Origin of the sequence: Bifidobacterium cebidarum, from assembly GCF_009193305.1 — a bacterium.
Lineage (GTDB): Bacteria > Actinomycetota > Actinomycetes > Actinomycetales > Bifidobacteriaceae > Bifidobacterium > Bifidobacterium cebidarum.
Genome location: NZ_WBVS01000007.1, coordinates 86,984 through 106,297 on the forward strand (window position 1 = coordinate 86,984; position 19,314 = coordinate 106,297).

General features: G+C 58.5%; 13 protein-coding genes and 1 tRNA gene. 5 read left to right on the top strand and 9 right to left on the bottom strand.

Features of this window, described 5'->3' with window-relative positions; genetic code table 11:
* Positions 1 to 5: 5 nt before the first annotated feature.
* The 4 genes from F7D08_RS07550 to F7D08_RS07565 all read right to left on the bottom strand — a co-directional run bounded on the left by F7D08_RS07550 (position 6) and on the right by F7D08_RS07565 (position 3,271).
* Positions 6 to 1,163 carry a COG1361 S-layer family protein gene (locus F7D08_RS07550; RefSeq protein WP_152210070.1) on the bottom strand — a complete coding sequence of 386 codons (1,158 nt, stop codon included), beginning with the start codon at positions 1,161 to 1,163 and terminating at the stop codon, positions 6 to 8.
* 68 nt (positions 1,164 to 1,231) lie between these two features.
* Positions 1,232 to 2,083, bottom strand: coding sequence for an ABC transporter ATP-binding protein (locus tag F7D08_RS07555; RefSeq protein WP_226803432.1), 852 nt, complete (start codon positions 2,081 to 2,083; stop codon positions 1,232 to 1,234).
* Between the two features lie 206 nt (positions 2,084 to 2,289).
* A tRNA-Arg gene (locus F7D08_RS07560) sits at positions 2,290 to 2,362 on the bottom strand.
* 39 nt (positions 2,363 to 2,401) lie between these two features.
* The gene (locus F7D08_RS07565; RefSeq protein WP_152210071.1) at positions 2,402 to 3,271 is read right to left on the bottom strand and encodes a MurR/RpiR family transcriptional regulator; all 870 of its coding nucleotides are present in this window, start codon (positions 3,269 to 3,271) and stop codon (positions 2,402 to 2,404) included.
* A 167-nt stretch (positions 3,272 to 3,438) separates the two neighbouring features.
* Between F7D08_RS07565 and F7D08_RS07570 the strand changes: the two genes are divergently transcribed.
* Entirely contained in the window at positions 3,439 to 5,793 is a 2,355-nt protein-coding gene (locus F7D08_RS07570; protein ID WP_152210037.1) for an alpha-L-arabinofuranosidase C-terminal domain-containing protein, read from the top strand.
* A gap of 21 nt (positions 5,794 to 5,814) precedes the next feature.
* Here F7D08_RS07570 and F7D08_RS07575 read toward each other — a convergent pair whose 3' ends face one another.
* Positions 5,815 to 6,993, bottom strand: coding sequence for an anion transporter (locus F7D08_RS07575; RefSeq protein ID WP_152210038.1), 1,179 nt, complete (start codon positions 6,991 to 6,993; stop codon positions 5,815 to 5,817).
* A gap of 491 nt (positions 6,994 to 7,484) precedes the next feature.
* Between F7D08_RS07575 and F7D08_RS07580 the strand changes: the two genes are divergently transcribed.
* The 4 genes from F7D08_RS07580 (at position 7,485) to phnX (ending at position 13,745) form a co-directional block, all read left to right on the top strand.
* Positions 7,485 to 8,273, top strand: a complete 789-nt coding sequence (locus F7D08_RS07580; protein ID WP_051917237.1) for an ABC transporter ATP-binding protein — start codon at positions 7,485 to 7,487, stop codon at positions 8,271 to 8,273.
* Between the two features lie 3 nt (positions 8,274 to 8,276).
* The gene (locus tag F7D08_RS09840) at positions 8,277 to 11,153 is read left to right on the top strand and encodes an extracellular solute-binding protein (RefSeq protein ID WP_226803433.1); all 2,877 of its coding nucleotides are present in this window, start codon (positions 8,277 to 8,279) and stop codon (positions 11,151 to 11,153) included.
* A 397-nt stretch (positions 11,154 to 11,550) separates the two neighbouring features.
* Complete coding sequence (locus tag F7D08_RS07590) at positions 11,551 to 12,759, top strand: 2-aminoethylphosphonate--pyruvate transaminase (RefSeq protein ID WP_152210039.1); 1,209 nt, start codon at positions 11,551 to 11,553, stop codon at positions 12,757 to 12,759.
* A gap of 203 nt (positions 12,760 to 12,962) precedes the next feature.
* A complete protein-coding gene (phnX, locus tag F7D08_RS07595) occupies positions 12,963 to 13,745 on the top strand; it encodes a phosphonoacetaldehyde hydrolase (RefSeq protein WP_152210040.1) in 783 nt (260 codons plus the stop codon).
* Here the strand turns inward: phnX and F7D08_RS07600 are convergent.
* The 4 genes from F7D08_RS07600 to F7D08_RS07615 all read right to left on the bottom strand — a co-directional run bounded on the left by F7D08_RS07600 (position 13,733) and on the right by F7D08_RS07615 (position 19,299).
* Positions 13,733 to 15,331 (bottom strand): aminotransferase-like domain-containing protein, encoded by a 1,599-nt coding sequence (locus F7D08_RS07600; RefSeq protein ID WP_152210041.1) that lies wholly within the window; start codon positions 15,329 to 15,331, stop codon positions 13,733 to 13,735. The genes phnX and F7D08_RS07600 overlap by 13 nt on opposite strands.
* Positions 15,332 to 15,379: 48 nt before the next feature.
* Positions 15,380 to 16,018 carry a pyridoxal 5'-phosphate synthase glutaminase subunit PdxT gene (gene pdxT / locus F7D08_RS07605; protein WP_152210042.1) on the bottom strand — a complete coding sequence of 213 codons (639 nt, stop codon included), beginning with the start codon at positions 16,016 to 16,018 and terminating at the stop codon, positions 15,380 to 15,382.
* 1 nt (position 16,019) lies between these two features.
* On the bottom strand, positions 16,020 to 16,895 hold the full coding sequence (pdxS, locus tag F7D08_RS07610; RefSeq protein ID WP_033889567.1) for a pyridoxal 5'-phosphate synthase lyase subunit PdxS: 876 nt from the start codon (positions 16,893 to 16,895) through the stop codon (positions 16,020 to 16,022).
* 241 nt (positions 16,896 to 17,136) lie between these two features.
* Positions 17,137 to 19,299, bottom strand: coding sequence for a S8 family peptidase (locus F7D08_RS07615; protein ID WP_193316242.1), 2,163 nt, complete (start codon positions 19,297 to 19,299; stop codon positions 17,137 to 17,139).
* Positions 19,300 to 19,314 lie beyond the last annotated feature (15 nt).

Here is a 19,314-nt window from a genome sequence, read left to right on the forward strand (position 1 = left end):
CTCCCCTACTTGTGGTGAGACGCGGAATCAGCGGCAGTCGGAGCCGGCGAATCGGCCGCGGCGATTGGCCCGAGTACGGTGGTCGGAGAGGAATCATTTGGCGATGCAGCGGCGGCATCACCCTTATTCGCTGCGCCTTCCGCCCAGTCGTCCCATTCCTCGTCGATCTTGCTCTTCGCCTTTTTCCTGCGATGGCGGCGCACGAGCAGCACAATCACTACGATGAGCACAACCACGGCCACGCCACCTGCCACCCATGCCCACACAGGAACTACCGGGCCAGCCGGCTCCACAACCATGTCATCCGTAGCAGTGCCGTCCATCACCGGAGCATCTTCCACGTTGACTTTGACCGGGAATTCCTTGGTTTTACTTTGCCCATCGGAATCCTCATAGGTGACCTTGACGGTGGCGCTGAGCTCTCCGGCGGCCTGCGGCGTGAATGCGTAGCCGATGGAGCCGGTGGCACCGGATGCCACATTGCCGACGTATTGGTTCTTCATCGTGGCGTCGAAGCCTTCGCCCTCCATAGTGGCTTCCACGTTGGAGATATCGCCCTTGCCTTTGTTCACGTATTCCATCGTGATGGTGGTTTCCTGCCCGGCGATGGACTGGTCGGGAAGCACCGGATTGCTTACCTCGAATCGGTCGGGCTGGCTGATCGGAACGGAGATCTTGATGTCGGATTGTGTGGAGGAACGAGAACCGGAGTCAAGGTACTCGTACTTGAAGCTGATGCTCACCGGCTGCGCACCGCTTTTCGCGGAGGAGAGCGCCTGCATCGGCACGGTTTGGGTCAGTGAATAGCCGGCCCACAACGCATCCACGTAGAAGGTGTTCGTGCCGCCTGCGATGGCGAAGCTTTCGCCGCCGTCCACGGTGACCACCATGTTGGTCACCGCCACCTGGCCTTTGTTTTGGAAGGTGAATGCCAGATCGAATTTGGCGCCGGCGGCCACGGAATCGCCGCCATAGGTGAAGTTGGTGACGATGATGTTCGGCACCGGGCCGGCGATGGGAGCGGCTACCGCGCTGCTGCTTGAGGGATCGTCGCCTTCAACGGCGAATGCATGGGTTGGAACGAAAGCGAATGAGCATAGGAACGCGATAGGCACTAGCATGGCGAGCGCGGCCGTGCACATGCGGCGTACGGCCGATACCATAGCTGATTCCGTCATGGATTGTGCGGCAAGGTGGCCTGCGTGGGTGCCGGATTGGTTGGTGTGGATGTTCATCGCGAGGCTCCTTGGCTGGCGAAATGGGTCGGTACGATCGATTGAATGGATGATTGTGTGCCGGGCATGAGATTCGGCGACGATATGGGAATCGTCGATTCATCGCAAGAGACCTGAGACGAAGCGGCTGGCCGGTTTGCCTCCGCCTGGTTTATCCGATCGCTGACGATGCGGCCATCCAGTAACGTGACGATGCGATCGGCGTAGGAGGCCATCTGCGGGTCATGGGTGACGAGCACGATGGTTTGGTTGAAATCGCGTGCGAATGAGCAGATCATTGCCATGACCTCAGCCTTGGTTTTGGAGTCGAGGTTGCCGGTTGGCTCGTCGGCGAACACCACCTCCGGTTTGGTGACGAACGCGCGGGCGATGCCGACGCGCTGCTGTTGGCCGCCAGACATCTGCCGCGGGTAATGCGTAAGGCGGTGCCCGAGGCCGACGCGTTTGAGCACGGCACGCGCCGTGCGTTCGCGTTGGTCTTTGGGAACACCGCGGAACATCAATGGCATGGCCACGTTCTCGAGGGCGGTGAGGTTCGGCAGCAGGTTGTAGGACTGGAACACGAAGCCGATATGCTTCTGCCGGAAGGCGGCCAGTTCGCGTTCGTCGAGTCTGCTGACCGGCACACCACCAATCCTGACGCCACCTCTGGTGGGCTTTTCCATACCAGCGAGCTGGTTCAATAATGTGGATTTGCCGGAACCTGATTCACCGAAGATACAACAGATCTGCCCTTGAGGAATGGAGAGATCCACCCGCTCAAGAGCCACCACCGTCTCATCTTCCACCGGATATTCCTTACGCAGGTTGCGCACTTCGATGATGGGGCGTGCATCGGACTGTGCCATAGGCACCTTCTTCTCTCGTTCGTCGCCATTGGCGAGCGGGCTGCTGAACCACTGTTGTCAGACTTTTCTTTTTCAGATGACTTTCAGCAAGTCTATAGCGGCAACGCCGACCCCGCACCCCCTAGGGGTGTTCCCGGATAGGCCGCACATACGAAGAAGACCGCCTCCCCATTGCAGCCAGTCAACGGGAAGACAGTCTTCAGACGTGCCCCCGACCCGACTCGAACGGGCAACCGACGGATTAGAAGGCCGTGGCTCTATCCATTGAGCTACAGGGGCATCAGCGGATAAACATACTATCCAGCCGAGACGCAGCAATCATCCCTCGAACACGCGATCGCGAATCATGCGGCCGGATTCGTCGAGCGCGGTGGAGAAGCGGCCGTAGTCGGAGAGAATCACACCCATGTAGATCATGTCCACGAGGGCGGTATCGGCCACGCGCGAGAAAATCGCATTGCCGTAGATGGCATGCGAGTCGCGCCCGGTCACAAGCACTACATCAGCCCAGCTAGCCAAGGGAGCGCCAATGGCATTGGTGATCGCGATGGTTCTCGCCCCACGCGACTTTGCCAGCCTCAGCGCCTTGACCGTATCAGCCGAGCTTCCGGAGTGGGAGAACGCGATGGCAACATCGCCATGAGTCAGGTGCCCGGCACCGATCTGCTGCAGGTAAGCATCCGTATTGAGACGGCATGTGAGCCCCAGATACTCGAACTTCGTGAACAGATCCATGGCCGGCGTCAGCGAATTCTCCACGCCGAAAATATCAATCAATCCAGCTTCGGCGATGATATCAATCGCCTTGCGATAGGCCTTGGCGTCCAAGGCCCCACGCATCTCGTCGATCAGGGCCTTGGCGCCATCGGCGGCCTTCGCAGGGATCTCATCCACGCTATCCCAAGGATTCAGATCGAATCCGGACAGCGGGTCGAACGTCACCTTGTGCGCGGCGGCCGGGTGCCGCAGCACATAGCGCAGTTCGCGGTACCCGCCGAAACCAAGCTTGCGCGAGAAACGAATCACAGTGGGCTGGCTGACATGTGCCACATCCGCAAGCTGACCAACCGTAAGCTCAGCTGCCTCTTCCGTGTGATCGCGAATATACTGCGCCACAGCCCGCTCGGCCGGACGTAATGTTGGATATACGTGGTCGATACGCTCTCGTATTCCCACCGAGGATTGCACAGACACGCTCCTGCTCATCGCCTTCAACATTTACTTTCTGATTACCGAGCGTACCGGCTTGAAATCGGAAAATAAGCACAATGCATTAACAACAATATGAACTGTGAGAGAACTCTTCCGTTCACTTTCGCTGCACAATCCAGCGGCAGACACCTACAATTGGCATTATGGTGCGGATTACGATCTCAGACCCTACTCATCGAACGAGTGAGCGGCTGTACGGCGTCTTTTTCGAAGACATCAATCACAGTGCCGACGGTGGCCTGAACGCCAATATGGTGAACAACTACAGTTTTGACGGCGTCTATCTCAACCACCACACTTGGAGAATTTCCGGCGCCGACCGTTGGAGCACCGAAGCCGACCCTCTACGATTCTGGCGGTTCATCAACTGCTCGGCCGAAAGCTGCGGCACTGAAATCCGCGGCGAACATGGACAGATCATCGCCACCGACTGCCCTGCCGCACCGGTTCACGCGCACAGCAGATACGCGCGTATCACCGCTTCGATGCCTAGCTACAGCACGGTTTCCGCAGATGCTGCACCCGCTGAATCTCATCTGTCCGATAGCCCGGTGTTCATCGAAAACCTCGGGTACAACGGCGGTGGCGATAACGCCGACGAGCCTGCATTTTCCATTGTTGCTGGGCATGATTATGACTTGAACTTCGAGATGCGACCGGTAAACGGCAATGCGACGCTCGCCATCAGTGTGATTGGTGCCAATGGCGATCCACTGACCGAAACCGCACGATTCGATTGTTCCGCCACCGCTTTAGAGGCCAAGTCGTCTGCCGACCGCGATAATGGTTGGCGGCACTGCACGGCGCAGGTACGCGGATTGGCAACCGATTACGGCAAATTGCACATCGCCATTGAGCCAGCAACATCCGATTCAGATACGACGGCGTCCACCGGTAAGGCAGCCCGCACCGATATTATGTTCGACCTGGACCTCGTGCAGTTCATGGATGCCGATTATTGGGGTGCCGGTGACCCGAAATGGCGCTATGGCAAGCTTCGTCGCGATTTGGTGGAAACCATCAAAGCCCTGCATCCTACGTTCATGCGATTCCCCGGCGGCTGCATTGTGGAAGGCGTGACACCCGGCAACGAATATCGCTGGAAGGATACAATCGGCTCGTTGGCCGCCCGCCGACCGCAATATTCCATCTGGTCGTTTAAGATGCCGGACGGTTCCAGCTATTGCCAGAGCTATCAGATTGGCTTCTATGAGTACTTCTGCTTATGCGAAGACCTCGGTGCCAAGCCGCTGCCGACCTTGTTCGCCGGCATCGCCTGTCAGTCTCCCGGCCGAGACCCACGGCATATGGATATTGATTCCGATGCGTTCCAACGCAATGTGGTACAGGATTATTTGGATTTGATTGAGTTCGCCAATGGAGATCCGGAAACGAGCCCTTGGGCTGCGGTTCGACGTGACATGGGGCATCCGGAGCCGTTTGGACTCGACATGATCGGCGTGGGCAATGAGAATTTCGGCGCCGACTATGTAGCGAAGTTCACGCGTATCAGCGATGCGATTCATGAGCGATACCCGCAGATGCTCTGCATCATGAGCGCGGGACTGTTCCCGTTCCGACTGCCGATGAAGCGCACATGGGACTATGCGCGCAATGCCGCGAACACCGGCACCGGAGCCAAGGATTCCGCTACTGGCGATGCAATCATCGTGGACGAACATTCCTATCATTCGGCGGCATGGTTCGAATCGCAGGCCACCCGGTTCGATGATTACCCGCGCTGTGGTGCCGGTGTCTATTTCGGTGAATATTCGGCGAACGGCTATTTCGCCGGCCAGCCACAAACCGAGCAGGGCGCGAACACATGGAAGTCCGCGCTTGGCGAGGCGGCGTTTTTGACCGGCTGCGAGCGCAATTCCGATGTGGTGAGGATGACCTCCTATGCCCCATTGCTGGCTCATATCCCGGCAAAGGGTTGGGCGCAGAATCTTATCGAGTTCAATCCGGCACAGGTGAATCCCACATTGAATTATGAGGCGGAGCTCCTGTTTTCCGCCCATGTAGGCGAGTGGACTTATCAGGTGGATGTGGAGCAATCCACGGCAGCACGGCATGTGTATGTGAGCGCCACCGGAACCGATAGCAGCGCCGGCAGCACGCCCGACGACAGCAGCGGCGTCAACAGCGGAAAACAGGCATGCCGTATCATCAAAATCGTCAATACCGGTGGCAGTGCTGTGGATGTGACGTTGGAAATCGAGCGTGGGCTGGCTGCCCTGGGCAAAGGCACAGGCGATACAGGCATCAATACGGGCAACAATGCAGCCAACAATGCCATGATTCGCCATCGCACCATCCGATTGGAAATCGAGACGCTGTGCGCCGCGCCTGAGGCGAAGACCATCATCGGCTATCGCGGTGAGGCGCAAGGTGCCATTATTCCCGAACGTCGAACAGTATCATTGCCTGCGCAGAACTCACTATTGGCGATGAAAATCAAACCGTACAGCTTGACTCTGGTCACCGCACGCTGGTAACAAGTCGCAGGCATGCGGGTACTACTCAATGATCCAGCTCAGGCCTACGAGCACAACGAGGAATAGTACGTTGACCGCCGAGTAGATGGCTAGATAACGGCCCTTCTGATGCGGGTACTGGCGTACCACGTTCTTATAGGAGATGAGCGAGGCCATCGAAGCGATCAGCGTGCCCATGCCGCCCAAATTGGTGCCGATGATGAGCTCACGCCACTGGTCGGAGAAGCCGGACAGCAGGATGGTAGTCGGCACGTTGCTGATCACCTGACTGGAGGCCACGGCCACTTCGAGCGGATGACCGCCGACCAGCGAGCGCGCGAGTTCATAAAACTCCGGCACACGCTTCATGTTGCCGATGAAGATGAAGAACATGCAGAAGGTGAGCGGCAGGCCCCAATCCACGTAGCGGAAGACACGGCGATCGGTGAACAGAAATACAACCACAACGATCACACACATGGCCCACAGTGGAATCACGTCGGAGACCGCGAGCAGACAGACTACGAACAGCAGCGAGTAGACCACGGTTCGCCAGCCGCCGTAGCCGGCACCATAACCGGTGATACGAATCTCATCGGGCTGGTGTTTGTTGCGCTCGGGGGCCAGCACGCCGGTTTCGAGATTGCCGAGGTTGCCGACCGGCTGTTTGCCGAATACCACGCAGGCCACGATGACCAACAGTACGGCGGCGGTGATGGAATACGGCGCCATAATGCCGATGAATTCCATCGTCGGCATGCCAGTGAGCGCTTTCAGATACAGGTTATGCGCGTTGCCGATAGGGGTGAGCATGCTACCCACGTTCGCGCCGATGGTCATCAGTGTGGCCACCAGAATCGTCTTCTCCTGCTGGCCGGCCATGATGAGCACGGCCACCGCGAACGGTACGAACGTGACCAGTGCCACATCATTGGTGATGAGCATCGCGGAGAAGAAGGTGAGCGAGACCAGTGTGATGACAAGGCCGCGCATCGTACTGGTTTTCTCCAACAGGCGCGAACCGATGATGCGGAAGACGCCGATGCGCTGGAACCCGCAAACCACAATCATCAGGCAGATGAGCTGGCTGATGGTACTGGCGTGAATATAGCCTTTGTAATCGGCATCCGGCGGGACGATGAAACAGGATATCAGTGCGAGGAGTGCGGCGACCACCAGAATCGTCTCATTCTTCAGCAGGTTGATCAGCCAACGCCGCATGAATCCTCCGTGTTCAAGCCATTCTGACGTGGACCATAGTATCGGAACGCCTTGCCGAGTACGTAGTTTCGGCGTGCTGTTTTCCGACTTTTTCTACGGTAATTGGCTGTAATCCTTACTGGTTATTGGGCTACGCTCCCGACTTTTTTATGTAATTGTTATTTACGACATAGTTAATAGACAGTAAATTGCAAATATGCGCGCGTTGCTTGGCAAGAGAACAGCATAGCCGGAACACTCTGTTACTCCCCTATCATTCGACATCCTCTGTGGTTTTCATCGGCAAAACTACGCCGACTACGCGTTAAGCAGGTAGTTTTACTTACTGTTCACCATTGCTTCCTTGAGCTTTCCCCAATGTAAGATTCACGCCACCCGCACTTGCTGGACTATGGAATTACGGCCTGCGGTTATAGCCGCGATAACTGAATGATGAATGTCCGCAATGATATTTCGCGCATGCAATATGCGCGGAAGGCAAGTTGGGAAATATGCTCGAACTGAAAAACATCACCAAATCGTTCGGTGACACTCATGTGTTGAACGGTATTAGCCTCACGCTGGGCGACGGCCAAATCATGTCCATCCTCGGCCCCTCCGGCGGCGGTAAGACCACACTGCTCAACATCATCCTTGGCATCACCGATGCCACCAGCGGTCAGATCTTGTACAATGGCGAGGATTTGACCCAGGTACCGATGGAGAAGCGCGGCTTCAACATCGTGTTCCAGGATTACGCCCTGTTCCCGAACCTCACCGCCTACGAGAACATCACCTATGGTCTTCGCAATAACCCCGGCATCTCCTCCGAAGCGGAAATCAAGGAACTCATCAAGCTGCTCGGCTTGGAAGAACACCTGAACAAGCACATCGACGAGCTTTCCGGCGGCCAGAAGCAACGCGTGGCGTTGGCCCGCACGCTGGTGATGAAGCCGAAGCTGCTGTTGCTTGATGAGCCGCTTTCCGCATTGGATGGTGTGATCAAGGAATCCATCAAGGCCAAGATCAAGCAGATTGTGGACCAGTACAAGCTCACCACCATCATGGTCACCCACGACCCTGAGGAAGCCTGCACGATGAGCGACAAGGTGCTCATTATCAACCATGGCAAAATTGCCCAGTTCGATACGCCGGAGAACATCATCGAGCACCCGGCAAGCGACTTCGTCAAGAAGTTCATCCTGCATCAGCTTGAGGTGAAGCGCAATAACATCTACTCGCTGTTCAATGAGGCCGAAGCCGACGAAAAGGCACACGCTCTCGCCGGGCAGGAGGCCTGAGTCATGTCCGTCGAATCCATCCAGGCGGGCAAGCAACTGCCCAACATCCGTCCCGAAATCGTCAACTATGAGCGTCGCCCGCGCGCGCCGAAGCAGACCGAGCTGTGGACGCTGTTGGCCATCGTAGCCGTCTGCTTCGCCGCGTTCCTCGTGGTGCCGATGGTGCTGGTCATCATCCGCTCTTTCACCACTGCCTCCGGCTCGGCAACGCTCTCCAACTATGCGGCCGTGCTCTCCCGCCCGGAGTTCACACGCTCGATCACCAACTCGCTGGCCGTGTCCGCCACCTCCGCACTCGTGGCCGTACTGCTGGCATTCCTGCTGGCCTACACCATCAACTGCACGAATGTGCCGGCCGGATTCAAGAAGGCCGTGGCGCTGCTCGCCCAGCTGCCGATGCTGCTGCCAACCATCACCTACGGCTTCGCCATCATCTATTCCTTCGGCAAGCAAGGTCTCATCACCCGCCTGTTCGGCCATCAGCTGTTCGACATCTACGGCTTCAACGGCCTGCTGATGGGCTACGTGATCTACACGCTGCCCACCTGCTTCCTGCTGATCAACAACAGCTTCCAGTTCGTGGACAAGAAGTTCATCATTGTCTCGCACATCATGGGAGACAAACCTCTGACCACATTCTTGAACACCGTGCTGCGCCCGCTCATCGGTACAATGGCGGTGGCGTTCATCCAGTCGTTCTTCCTCGCGTTCACCGACTACGGCATTCCGACTTCGGTGGGTGGCGAATACGACGTGCTGGCCATGACCCTGTTCAACCAGATGCTCGGCTCCATCCCGAACTTCAACCGTGGTGCCGTAATCGCAGTGTTCATGCTCATCCCCTCGATCATCTCCATCATTCTGATGACCGTGCTGGAACGTTTCGCCATCCGCTACAAGCAGATCAGCCAGGTCGAACTGCCGAAAGGCAAACGCCGCGACTGGTTCTGCGGCATCGCGTCCGTGGTGGTGCTGGTGTGCACGCTGTCGGTGTTCGCCGTGATTCTCCTGATTCCGTTCGTCACCGAATGGCCATTCAACGTGACACCGACCTTCTCGCACATCGCGAACATGTTCACTGACTCCGAACTGACGCAGGTGTTCACCAACTCGCTGTATGTGGCCGTGATGACCGCCATCGTGGGCTGCCTGTTCGCCTACGCCGCGGGCCTCGTGACCTCCCGCTCCAAGCTGCCGAACTGGGCGAAGCGCTCGGTGGACGCCATCTCTGCAATCATCAACACCGTACCTGGCATGGTGCTCGGCATCGCCTTCCTGTTCGCTTTCTCCGGCTCCTCGTTGCAGAATACGTTCTGGATTCTGATCATTGCGAACATCATCCACTACTTCGCCACCCCATACCAGATGATCAAGGATTCCCTGTCCAAGATGAACGCCGGTTGGGAAACCACGGCCAAGCTCATGGGCGATAACTGGATCAAGACGATCGTGCGCGTGGTGACGCCAAACGCATGGCCTACGATCCTGCAGGTCTTCGGCTACTACTTCGTCAACGCGATGGTGACCATTTCCGCGGTGGTCTTCCTGACCGGAGCCCGCACGCAGGTGATCACCACGAAGATCTCCGCGCTGCAGCATATCGCCAAGTTCGATGACGTGTTCGTGCTCTCGCTGCTGATTCTGGTCACGAACCTCGTGGTCAAGGGCGTGATTGCCTTCGCTACGCGCGACCGCTCGGCTGAGCGCGCTCGCGCCGCCGCCCGCGCCACGGTGAAGACCCCGCAGCTGGCCGCTGCTCGTTCCACGGTCGCCGCTGATGCGCGACTGACTGCCGCCGCGCAGGCCGCACACAACGGCACGCCGGACTTTCCGCTGCCGACTTCCGGCAACCTCAAGGCTCGCAACGCCTTCACTGCAGGGCTTTCCGCCGTACTCGCCGTGCTCTTGGTCGGTTTCGGATTCGGCTCCACGGCCACCGCGAGCACTAATGGTCAGGTGGTGATCTATACGAACGCCGATGACGAAGCCGTGGTAGCTTTCCAGCACGCTTTGGATAACAACGGGTTCAAGAACCAGTACATCATCCAAAGCTTCGGTACCTCCGAGCTCGGCGGCAAAATGCTCGCCGAAGGCAAGGCTCTGGAGGCGGATATGCTCACGATGAGCTCCTACTATGTGGATTCCGCCCAGGAACGCAACCACATGTTCGCCGATCTGACCGACGTGCACTCCAAGCTGCTCGGCACCTCCGAGAACTCCAAGGCACCCGCATACCGCTCCCCCACCACCGCGCAGGAAGGTGCAATCATCGTGAACACCACCGCGTTGAAGGAAGCCGGCGTACCTGAACCGAAGAGCTTCAAGGATCTGGCCGACCCGCAATACAAGGGTCTGATTTCCGTGCCGGATATGGAAGGCTCCTCGACTGGCTGGCTGATGATTCAGGCCATCGCCGACGCCTATGGCACGGGCGATGAAGGCAAGCAAATCTTGACCGCCATCTACCGCAATGCTGGCCCGCACCTTGAGCAGTCCGGTTCCGGCCCGTTGAAGGCCGTGCGTTCCGGCGAAGTGGCAATCGGCTTCGGCCTGCGTCACCAGGCCGTGGCGGATAAGAAGAAGGGTCTGCCGATTGATTACGTGGACCCGGAGGAAGGCAATTATTCGCTGACCGAGTCGGTGGCCGTGCTCGACAAGGGCGCCAAGACCAACCCGAAGGCACAGCAGATGGCCGGCGTGATCATCGACAAGGGCCGCAAGGAACTTCTGCAGACCTATCCGACGCCGCTCTATCAGGGCGAGAAGGCTCCCGCCAACGCATCCAAGCGTTCCAAAACCTTCCCGAAGCCCCTGACCGTGGATCTGCTTCAGGAGCATCAGGACTTCTCGTCCGAATGCAAGCGCCGAGCCGAAGAATGAACAGTCCAGCGGACTGTTCATCGGCGAGGCCTGAGCGAGGCGAAAGCCGAACGAAGGTAATACTGAGCCTCGCCGTAGGCGAGTCCATAATTGCCGCCCAAGGCGAATAAGACAGTCCTCTCTGCCTGAGTTATTCACCGCAGCGTTTGGTCGGCATGTGTGATGCCCGACCGTAAGCAGCGAAGGTGTGCGCTACGCTCCGCGAGCGCACACCGGAGCGAGGCCGAGCGGCCTTGAGCGTGTCGGGCATCACACATGCCGACCAAACGCGTCAACACTTATCACATACAGAACTACATACGACACTCCGATTGTGCCTTACAAACTACGTAGAAGATTACAGATACTACGCGGCTGATTAGACTCAGCCGCAGAATCCAAGAAAGGAAATCCACCAATGGCAAACGAATACAAGCTGCTGACCCCTGGCCCGCTGACCACCACCCGCACGGTCAAGGAAGAGATGCTCTTCGACCACTGCACTTGGGACGAGGATTATCAGCAGATCACCCAGAAGATTCGCCGCCAGCTGCTTGAGCTCGCCCACGTGAACGCCGACGACTACACCGCCGTGCTGATGCAGGGCTCCGGCACCTTCGGCGTGGAAAGCGTGCTGACCTCCGTGATCGGCAAGGACGAGAAGGTGCTGCTGTGCACCAACGGCGCCTACGGCGACCGCCAGGCCAAGATCTGCGACCACGCCGGCATCGCCTACACCCAGTACGCCGAGCCGTACGACCGCATCCCGGATGCCGCCAAGGTCGAGGAATACCTCGCCGCCGACCCGTCCATCACCCACGTTTCGATGATCCACTCCGAGACCACCTCCGGCCTGCTCAACGACATTCAGGCCGTGGCCGCCGTGGCCAAGAAGCACGGCTGCACCTTCATGGTGGACGCCATGAGCTCCTTCGGCGGCGTGGACATCCCGGTTGCCGACTGGGGCATCGACTTCCTCGTCTCCTCCGCCAACAAGTGCATTCAGGGCGTGCCGGGCTTCAGCTTCATCATCTGCAACAAGGCCAAGCTGGAAGCCTCCAAGGGCAAGGCCCGCTCCCTCTCCCTCGACCTGTGGGATCAGTGGAACACCCTCGAGAAGGCCAACGGCAAGTGGCGTTACACCTCCCCCACCCATGTGGTGCTCGCCTTCTCCAAGGCGCTCGATGAGATGTTCGCCGAAGGTGGCATTCCGGCCCGCTCAGCCCGTTACGCCCTGAACAACCACCTGCTCATCGCCCGCATGAAGGCGCTCGGCTTCCATGTGTTCCTCAAGGACCACCAGGGCCCGATCATCACCACCTTCCTCTACCCGGAAGGCACCCAGTTCGACTTCCATGACATGTACGAGTTCATCAAGGAACGCGGCTACGCCATCTACCCGGGCAAGCTCACCAACGAAGACACCTTCCGCCTGGGCAACATCGGCGAGATCTACACCGACGACATTGAAAAGGTGACCGAGCTGCTGGCCCTGTACATGGGCGAGCGCGGTCTGCTCGAAGCCGCGATCGGCACCGACTCTGTGCCGGAAGCCATCGCCGCCATGGATAAGGCCGGCGAACCGATCAAGGCCGCCGCCCCCGCCAACGTCAAGCTCACCGCCTGATCTCAATAAGCCAGACTGCCATCAGTACATATTTTGACAATACGGTTGGCAGGAAGTCTGGCATGTGTTGAGAGACTATAAGCAGCGCAGGTGTGTGCTAAGCTCCGCGAGCGCACACCGGAGCGAGGCCAAACGGCCTTGAGTGTGTCGAACAACATATGCCAGACTTCCTGCCAACAGCACGCAATGAAAGTACAAACACTATGACCAACCGTTTTGAAGCTGTTATTTTTGATTGGGCCGGCACTACTGTGGATTATGGCTGCTTCGCACCGGTCCGCGCCTTCCAGGAGGCGTTTAAGGAGTTCGGCATCGAGCCTACGATGGCCGAGACCCGCAAGCCGATGGGCATGCTCAAGCATGACCACATCAATACGATGCTGCACATGAACCGCATCGCCCGCGCTTGGGAGGATAAGCATGGTGCCGCTCCTACCGACGCTGATGTGGATGCCGTTTACAGCCACTTTGAACCGAAGCTGCTTTCCATTCTCGATGGTTTCGCCGATCCGAAGCCGGGCGTAGTGGATGCAGTCGCCGCACTGCGCGAAGCGGGCATCAAGATCGGTTCCACCACCGGCTACACGGATAAGATGATGGAGATCGTGGTGCCGAAGGCCGCCGAAAACGGCTATGCGCCGGACTTCTGGATCAGCCCGGACGGTACCAACGGATTCGGCCGCCCCTACCCATACATGGTGTTCAGAAACCTTGAGAAGCTGGGCGTCACCGATGTGCGTAAGGCCGCCAAGGTGGGAGACACGCTTTCCGATATTCGCGAAGGCAAGAACGCCGGCGTCTTTACGATTGGCGTCACGGAAGGCAGCTCTCAGATGGCGCTTTCCGAAGATGAGTTCAACGCCCTGTCTGATGCCGATAAGGCCAAGGCTCGTGCTGCGGCTCGCGAAGCATTCGTGAATGCCGGCGCCGATGCCGTCATCGACACGATGGCCGAGCTGCCTACGCTGCTTGCTCAACTCGCCTGAGCTATCGACTCGCAAATCATCCGGATGCCGCGTTCAATGTCGGCGGTATCCGGATGCACTATATTCAGACGAATATGCGAATCATCCGTTTCATCGACATCAAACACACTGCCCGGCATGAACGTAACACCTTGGGCACGGCAGCGGTCGAGCACATCGAGCGAGCGCACGCCTTCAGGCAGCGTCGCCCAGATGTAATAGCCGCCTTCCGGCACATTCCAGTGCATGCCTTGTGGAGCATGACGCCGCAAGGCTCTATCCGTCAAATCCCTGCGTTTGCGGTACGTATCGGTCAATGTTCGTACATGCTCGGCAATACGCCCTTCCTTGAGCAATTCCAAGCAAATACGCTGCGATGATGTGCTCGTATGCTGATCGACCATGCGACGCAAAGCGGCCAGCCGCCCGATCACATGCGGGTCAGCCACAATCCAACCGGTTCTCAATCCCGAAGTCACGGTCTTGGAAAACGTGGAGAGATATATGACGTAGCCTCCATTCTCCATGCCTTTCAGCGGAATGGGCCGTTCATTATCATCCGCCTTGCGATTTGCCGGTCCATACCATAGCTCGCCATAGGCATCATCCTCAATGACGAGGCACTGATACTTGCGCGCCACGTCAATAAGCTCGCTACGGCGTTCGGCAGGCATCGTCGAGCCGGTTGGATTCTGGAAAGTCGGAATCGTATAGATAAATTTTGGATGGAATCGGGCGCAGTACCCTTCCAGCAAGTCGGTTCGCATGCCGTATTCATCCATGGGCACGCCCACAATGCGAGCATCAGCGGACCGAAAGGCCTGCAATGCCGGGAAGAATGTGGATTGTTCCACGAGCACGCAGTCTCCTGGGTTGATGAACGCGCGAACACATAGATCAATGCCCTGCTCCGAGCCAGACAGCACCATCACATCGCGCGCGTTGCAATGTGCACCACGGGCCCGCATATGTTCGGCCAATAATTCGCGCAGTTCCGGGAATCCTTCAATAGGCGACTCGGGTTGACCATCGAATTCATGCGAGGCGAAGGCTTCCAGACTCACCGCGCGCAACAGATCATCGGGAATATCAGCCGGGTTCGGCGAACCGGTGGCGAAATCGATAACCGCCTTGCCATTTTGCGCACGATTGGCGGCGGCGATGTCATGGTACGTAAAACGGTTGGAATAATCGCTGAACAGTACGGACCACGGCGGGCGAACGACCGTCGGCTCAGCAGTATTCGAGGGCGGCATGCGCCGTATAACCTGCACCGACGAGCGCGACCGCTCCTGCCCAAAATCCACATCCGCGGGCACAGGTTGCTGCGATGCCTGGCTCGCGATTGTCTGAGCGACCACGGGCGCAGGCTGCGGCAACACAAAGGTGCCTTTGCCGACTTTGGACGCAATCAGTCCTTCATCCTTGAGCTGCTGGTATGCCTGCAATACCGTAGTGCGATTGACTTCCAACCGTTTGGCGAGCTCGCGTTCGGGAGGAAGCCGGTACCCCTCGGCGAGCGCGCCGGAGACGATCTGCTCGCGCAACTCACCGGCCAGCTGCCGGTACAACGGCACGCTGCTGCGCCGCTTGAGTTGCAACTGCATAATCGTCTCCCCTTCCCTGCCGTGCTGTAATTATCCCATCATGGGAGATTACAGCGTCAGGAACAACTCGTGGATGCGCGCATCGTCCGTCAGTTCGGGGTGGAACGCGGTGGCCAGAATCTTGCCTTGGCGCAATGCCACGGCATGACCATCCACTTCGGTCTCCACGGTGGCCTCCGGGCCCACCGACGCCACATATGGTCCACGAATGAACACCAGCGGGAAATCGGCAATATAGTCAGGAAAACCCGGCCGCCCGAAATTGGCGGTGACGGCGAAGCTGCCCAGCTGGCGGCCATACGCATTGCGGCGCACTACGGCATCCAATGCGCCGAAATACACATTCGGGTCGTTATCAAGTTTCTTGGCCAAAAGAATCATGCCGGCGCATGTACCGAATACCGGCTTGCCGGCTTTGACATGCGCGTCGATCTTCTCGAACAGGCCAGTCGAGTGCAGGAGCTTGCCTTGCGTGGTGGATTCGCCGCCAGGCAGAATCACACGATCAATCGAATCGTCGAAATCCTCGGCCGCACGCAGCAGCTTCCACGGAGCCCCCAGCTTATCCAGCACGGCGGCATGCTCGGCGAACGCGCCCTGCACGGCCAGAATGCCGGTTACGCCATGGACCGCGGATTCGGCGTCATCTGATTCCTCTTTGGAGATGTATTCGACAGCTACAACCATGTCACTCTCCGCGGGCGGCCATGATGGTCTGAATCTCGTCTTCGTTGATGCCGACCATGGCCTCGCCGAGGTTCTCGGACAGCTTGGCGAGCAGATCAGCATCCTGCCAGTTGGCGGTGGCCTTGACGATGGCGGCGGCACGCTTGGCCGGATCGCCGGACTTGAAGATGCCGGAGCCAACGAACACGCCTTCGGCACCGAGTTCCATCATCAGCGCGGCATCAGCTGGGGTGGCCACACCGCCAGCGGCGAAGTTCACGACGGGCAGACGGCCGTTGTCATGTACGTACTTGGCCAGATCGTAAGGCACAGCCAGCTGCTTGGCAGCCTCGTACACCTCATCGTCGCGCAGGGAGACGAGCTCGTGAATCTGCTTGTTCATCGTGCGCATATGGCGCACGGCCTGAATCACATCACCGGTGCCGGGCTCGCCCTTGGTACGAATCATTGCCGCACCTTCGGCAATGCGGCGCAGCGCCTCGCCCAGGTTCTTCGCGCCGCACACGAACGGCACATCGAACTGGTTCTTGTCGATATGGTAGACATCATCAGCTGGAGACAGCACTTCGGATTCGTCGATGTAGTCGATGTCGATGGCCTGCAGAATACGGGCTTCGGCAATGTGACCGATACGCACCTTGGCCATGACCGGAATGGATACGGCTTCCTGGATGCCCTTGATCATGGCTGGGTCGCTCATACGGGAGACACCGCCAGCCGCACGAATATCGGCGGGAATGCGCTCCAACGCCATCACCGCGCAAGCACCAGCATCCTGGGCGATCTTCGCCTGCTCAGGCGTGGTAACGTCCATGATCACGCCACCCTTGAGCATTTGGGCCAGATTACGATTCAGTTCCGCGCGATTACCTGCCATTGATTATCCCCTTCGTTTGATAGCGAACGTTGTTGTCCCGCTCATTATCAAACGCACGGACTCGCATACCACCAAGACAGTCCAATTTGGATGGGGCCAATCGGCAAGCTCTTCACCCATCCAATTGGATGAACCAGCACACGCAAAAGCGGGGATGCGCCAATCTCTCAGCACATCCCCGCGTATTGCGATCACCAACCACTAGCAGAAGCAGTCGGGCATCAGCATTCGCTCAGACATATCACGCACGCCGGCGAACAAACAGCACCACGCCACCGGCAACCAGCAGCACGGCGATCACCGCGGCAATGGCGGCGATATCGCTACCAGTTAGCGGCATACCCGGCTTCTTAGTGGAGGGCTTCGCCGCATTGGCATGATCCTTATTCGCGTCTCCAGTGCCAGTACCCGGCTTGTTCTCGCTGTTGCCCTTATCAGCAGCCGCAGCCACGAAATGCACGGACTGGCTGATGTCATCATCCGCATCCGGCGCGGAATTCAGACCGTCAGCGGCGATGGAGAGCTCGCTGTCAGTATCCTTCGCCAACTTCGAATAGTCGAGCTTCAGCGTCACGGTAACCGGCTTGCCGGCATCCGCAGCGCCTCGCGCCTTGGCATCACCGCTGCTGAGCGTAACGGCGGAGACCGAACCACCCACCGTGGCACGAATCTCAACGGCACCGGTCAGGCGAGCGCCATCCGCGAGCGGAGCCCATGTATTGCCATCCGTGGAGTATTCCACGCTTTGCACCTTGGGCTGCGGCTGGTCCTTGGTTACGGCAGCATACGCGTTGGCCAGACCAGCGCCGCGGAATTCGGCGCCATCCGTAGGAGCAGCGATGAGATCGTAATCGTATCCGGCCTGCTTCTTGAGCAATGCAACGGTCTGCGCGGCGGTAAAGTCCGGGTGGATGCCGCGAATCAACGCCACCACACCGGTGGCATGTGGCGTGGCCATTGAGGTGCCGCTGAAGGTGTCGTACTCGGCCTTGTTCCAATCCACTGGTGTGACCGGCGTAGTGGAGTAAATGCGGTCGCCAGGAGCGTTCACGGTAATGGTCTTCTCGCCATAGTTGGAACCGTATGGGTCATCCGGTCGGGTCAGCGGGAATATGCCGGCTCCTGGATTGGTCACGGAAGCCTTGCGGCTGGAGGAAACGATTACCGTTCCAGGCAGCATGGAGGGCAGCTGAACGCCGTTGCTCACATCACGGTTCGGGATTGCCGTGCCATCATACGGGCTTTCGGAATCGGTGGTCGGATGGTCCAGATCGGAGTCTTCGTTGCCTGCGGCCACCACGGTCACCACGTTCTGCGAGGTGGCGTATGCCACGGCACGGCGGATAATCTCGTAACCGGCGGTCTGCGTCGGGTCGCTCGGCACCCAGTACAGCCACGGGTCAACGCTGTAGCTGTTGTTGGTGGCAGCAAAATGATGATCGGCGGCCCAGACCATGGCACAGGTCACGTATTCGGGGTACAGCAAACCATCGTCGTTGCCGGTCTTGACTGCAGCGATGGTGGCCTGCGGGTCGACGCCGTCCACACCGATGCCGTTGTGCGCGGCGGCCACCGTACCCGCGGTGTGCGTACCGTGCGCGTTCGAAGTTGGGCGCCATGCACCGAATGAGTTGTCCGGAATACCGTTCACATTGCAGTTGGCGGAATCGGCTGCATCGAAGTTCGGAGCGATATCCGGGTGGGTGTCGTCCACGCCGGAGTCGAGGATGCCGACCACAGTTTTGGCGAGCTTCACGTTATGTTCGATGACCGGCAACGCCTGGCTGGCGCCGGTGGCGATAATACCCCATGCCTTGTCTTCGGTCACATCCGGATCGGATTCGCTTGAAGCCGTAGGACCGGCAGCATTCGTGCTGTCAGCATCAGTAGCATCAGCAGCAGCTTGTGCGGAATCCTTGGAGGTCTTATAGGATTGCGATTCTTCGCTTTCCAACTTTGCCTCCGCCGGCTTGCTGGCCTCACTGTCCGCGCTCGAATCGGCATCGCTACCATCGCCACTGAACAGATCCTCTTGACCGGTGACCACAGCGGTACGTGTGGCACCAACGGAATCCAAGGTGACGCCGGCCTTCTGCGAGGCAACGGCAACCTGCTGCGCGAAATCCTTGGCCTGTGCCTGCACAAATACGGCATGCAGCTGCGGATACTTCATCAATGGTTTGGCGCCCAGCTGTTCAGCCGCGTTAACAACCGCGTCAAGCTGGGTTGCCGAAGTGCTTTCCGGCAAGTTCAGCACATAATTGCGCACACCATCCTCTTGGGCAGCCGGTGATACGACGGTGGAGGCTGTGTCTGCTTGTGCGCTTGACACACCGGCTAGGCATAAGCCGGCTGCAAGTGCGATGCTTATGCCGCATGCAGCAGCATTGCGCAATGTTGTCATGTCTTCCCTCTCATG

Bases quoted from the DNA above. Each gene is read 5' to 3' on its own strand.
- F7D08_RS07575 (WP_152210038.1), bottom strand. From the start codon at position 6,993: ATGCGGCGTTGGCTGATCAACCTGCTGAAGAATGAGACGATTCTGGTG.
- F7D08_RS09840 (WP_226803433.1), top strand. From the start codon at position 8,277: ATGTCCGTCGAATCCATCCAGGCGGGCAAGCAACTGCCCAACATCCGT.
- F7D08_RS07550 (WP_152210070.1), bottom strand. From the start codon at position 1,163: ATGGTATCGGCCGTACGCCGCATGTGCACGGCCGCGCTCGCCATGCTA.
- F7D08_RS07580 (WP_051917237.1), top strand. From the start codon at position 7,485: ATGCTCGAACTGAAAAACATCACCAAATCGTTCGGTGACACTCATGTG.
- F7D08_RS07590 (WP_152210039.1), top strand. From the start codon at position 11,551: ATGGCAAACGAATACAAGCTGCTGACCCCTGGCCCGCTGACCACCACC.
- F7D08_RS07555 (WP_226803432.1), bottom strand. From the start codon at position 2,083: ATGGCACAGTCCGATGCACGCCCCATCATCGAAGTGCGCAACCTGCGT.
- pdxT (WP_152210042.1), bottom strand. From the start codon at position 16,018: ATGGTTGTAGCTGTCGAATACATCTCCAAAGAGGAATCAGATGACGCC.
- F7D08_RS07570 (WP_152210037.1), top strand. From the start codon at position 3,439: ATGGTGCGGATTACGATCTCAGACCCTACTCATCGAACGAGTGAGCGG.
- F7D08_RS07615 (WP_193316242.1), bottom strand. From the start codon at position 19,299: ATGACAACATTGCGCAATGCTGCTGCATGCGGCATAAGCATCGCACTT.
- F7D08_RS07600 (WP_152210041.1), bottom strand. From the start codon at position 15,331: ATGCAGTTGCAACTCAAGCGGCGCAGCAGCGTGCCGTTGTACCGGCAG.
- phnX (WP_152210040.1), top strand. From the start codon at position 12,963: ATGACCAACCGTTTTGAAGCTGTTATTTTTGATTGGGCCGGCACTACT.
- pdxS (WP_033889567.1), bottom strand. From the start codon at position 16,895: ATGGCAGGTAATCGCGCGGAACTGAATCGTAATCTGGCCCAAATGCTC.